Consider the following 2,686-nt stretch of genomic DNA (forward strand, 5'->3'; position numbering starts at 1 on the left):
ACAGGTTCCGGGAGCATCGCTGGGACGACCAGCCGGCCCCGGGACCGACGGAAGGGTTTCCCATGGCAGTAACAGCAGTGATCCAGCACCACGTCGCCGATTACAAGGTATGGCGCAAGGCCTACGACGGGTTCGGTGACGTCCAGAAGGCGGGCGGCGTGACCCGCCAGAGCGTCTACCGGGCGACCGACGACCCCAACAAGGTGCTTATCATGCACAGTTTCGCCACCCCGGCCGACGCCGAGAAATTCCTCGCTGGCGCCGAGCTGCGCGATGCCATGCAGCAGGCAGGCGTCCAGGGCCAGCCACGAGTCGAGATCTACCAGGACGCCTAGCCTCCCCGGAAGCCTGGCAGCGCACCGTTACCGGTACAGCTGCCGGGCTGACCCGGCTGCGCGTTCGGCGGGTCGACGTGCTTGCTGTGAAACCGCCCAGGGTACCGACGACGGTGCCGACTGCGAAGCGGATTGGCCGCCGTTAGGTGAAGCCGATGAGTTCCACGGTCACCGTCGCCATGTCTCCCACGTCGAGAGACTCAGCGACGCGGATCGGCCGCTTGACCGGAAGAACATAACCAGCCTGGCTAGCTGGGAAGATGGACGTCGTCCACGTGCTGTTTCCGATCGTGGCCCGTACCCGCACTGACCCGAAACCACGGCGCAGCCCGCCAGCCAGGTCGCGGATCTCCTCGGATTCGCTGGCCGGCAGGCTGACAAAGGTCCAGGTCTCAGTCCGCCGGGCGTCCCACAGCCACAGTTCGGCGCTAAAGACGACCTTCACGGACCTAGCTTGCCACGCCAGCCTCGCGCCGCAGGTCGCCCTATGCAGCGGGCAGGACCCGGCGGGCCTTGCCACCGCCCGCATGGACGGCACGCCGATCAGCTTTTCTGTGCACCGCTCTGCGGGCGTTGCCGGGGCCGGTTGCCTGAGCTCGTCTGGATACTCCGCCGCGTAGACTCCAGGAGGCGGCCGCACACGGGGAGGACGTTGTGCGATTTGGCGCTGACTCCATCATCAGATCTCTCCCCTCGGGGCCCAAGGTCTCGATCGGCACGGGTGGACCTTCTCTGCAGCCGATAATGTGGATGTTTATCGCAATATTGGCGACTTTCCTGATCACGAGAACCGTGACCCGCCTGATTCGTTCGGGGAGCGGCGCCGGGGCCGGGCTGGGCAACGTCCGGCTCGCTGGAGTTCATGTTCACCATCAGGTTTTCGGGATATTGATCATCATTGGCACAGGAATCGTCCTGGTGTCCGCAGCGCCGCACGGTGCAGCTCTCGACGTCGCCGCCGCCCTCTTCGGGGTGGGCGTCAGCCTCACACTCGACGAGTTCGCGCTGTGGCTCCACCTGCAGGATGTCTACTGGACCACGGAGGGACGAAAATCGGTCGACGCGATCTTCTGCGTTCTGGCGGTAACCGGAGCGCTCGTCGGCGGCACCACCTTCCTGTCTGGCCATGTCGGCACAGCGGCGTGGTGGTCGTCGGTCTCCGTCCTCTCCGTCGATCTCATGCTGAGCGTGATATGCCTGCTCAAAGGCAAGGTGACAACCGGCGTTATCGGCACCGTCATCAGCGGCGTCGCCTTCGTCGGCGCAGTGAGACTGGCCAAACCGGGGTCTTGGTGGGCGACCCACCGCTACGCCAGTCAGCCCCAGCGAGCGGCGCGCGCCGGGCATCGCTACGGCCCGCGCTACCAGCGGCGCTGGAATCGGTTGCGGGATCTCGTGGCGGGCGCCCCCTCCGAGGACCGCCCGCTCTAGGGGCATCGGCCGAAGGGGCGGGCGGCGCGAGGGGTCGCGTCGCCCGCGAGGCGTTTGACCAGATGGCCGGTGAGCTGAAAGCGTGACATCGATGAATGAACTGTCGCGTACCGCCGCCGCGCCCTGGGCCGCGCGTGGCCCTGTGTTCAGTCAGCCCGGCCTGGCCCGACCGGTGGCCTGGGCCACACCGCGTGATGTGGATCGGCGGCGCGCCAGCCACGCACGCGGACAGCTGGGCAAACCGCTGGTGCCGACCAGTGTTGCATCGCCGCGGCTGGGCGATGAGCTGTTCGCGCGGCTCCTGACCTACGGCACGCCGCAGGAGACTCATCGGGGCGATGTACTGTTCCGGCCGGGTGACGAAGACGTCGATCTGATCGTGGTCGACCGGGGTTCGGTGGAGGTTGTCCGGACGGAAACGGCCGACGTACCCGCCGCGACGGTGGCGGCGGTGGATGCGGGCGGTTTTGTCGGTGAGCTGAACCTGCTGACCGGACAGAACGTCTACCTGCTGTGCCGGGTACGGGAGGGCGGCACGGTCTACCGGGTGTCGCCGGAGCGCCTGCGGCAGCTCATGGCCAACGATGTCGAGCTGTCCGACATCGTCTTCAGGGCGCTGATTGCCCGCAGGGAGCTGCTGCAGCGCAGCACCGCCGCCCTGTCGGTGGAGATCGTCGGCACCGACAGGTCGCCGGCCGCGCTGGCGCTGCGGACTTACGCCGCCCGGCAGCGCCTGATCCACCTGTGGTTCGAGGCCGGCACCCCCGCGGGCCAGGCGATGATGGAGTCCTCCGGCCTGACCGAGGAGGACCTTCCCGCCGTCGTCCTGCCCGGCGCCACGCTGAAACAGGCCACGCCGGGCGGGCTGGCTGAGAAGCTTGGCCTCAGCTACCGTCGTTCGTCCACCAAGCCGGTTGACG

At 67.5% G+C, this 2,686-nt stretch carries 3 protein-coding genes and 1 pseudogene; 3 read left to right on the forward strand and 1 reads right to left on the reverse strand.

Features of this window, described 5'->3' with window-relative positions; genetic code table 11:
• Positions 1-335 (forward strand): annotated as a pseudogene (locus WA805_RS00445) (hypothetical protein); the annotation flags it as partial.
• 142 nt (positions 336-477) lie between these two features.
• Here WA805_RS00445 and WA805_RS00450 read toward each other — a convergent pair.
• On the reverse strand, positions 478-780 hold the full coding sequence (locus WA805_RS00450; protein ID WP_422288207.1) for a DUF1905 domain-containing protein: 303 nt from the start codon (positions 778-780) through the stop codon (positions 478-480).
• Positions 781-1,085: 305 nt separating this feature from the next.
• Here WA805_RS00450 and WA805_RS00455 point away from each other — a divergent pair, with 305 nt between their 5' ends.
• Together WA805_RS00455 and WA805_RS00460 are read left to right on the forward strand one after the other, a co-directional pair.
• On the forward strand, positions 1,086-1,766 hold the full coding sequence (locus WA805_RS00455; RefSeq protein WP_425241377.1) for a hypothetical protein: 681 nt from the start codon (positions 1,086-1,088) through the stop codon (positions 1,764-1,766).
• Between the two features lie 91 nt (positions 1,767-1,857).
• Positions 1,858-2,686 (forward strand): Crp/Fnr family transcriptional regulator (locus WA805_RS00460; RefSeq protein ID WP_425241378.1); only part of this gene is annotated, 829 nt, incomplete at its 3' end.

Source organism: Trebonia sp. (genome assembly GCF_049794275.1).
In the GTDB taxonomy this organism is placed as follows: Bacteria; Actinomycetota; Actinomycetes; order Streptosporangiales; family Streptosporangiaceae; genus Trebonia.

Excerpts from the sequence above, each read along its gene's own strand:
- WA805_RS00455 (WP_425241377.1), top strand. The coding sequence starts at position 1,086 with ATGTTTATCGCAATATTGGCGACTTTCCTGATCACGAGAACCGTGACC.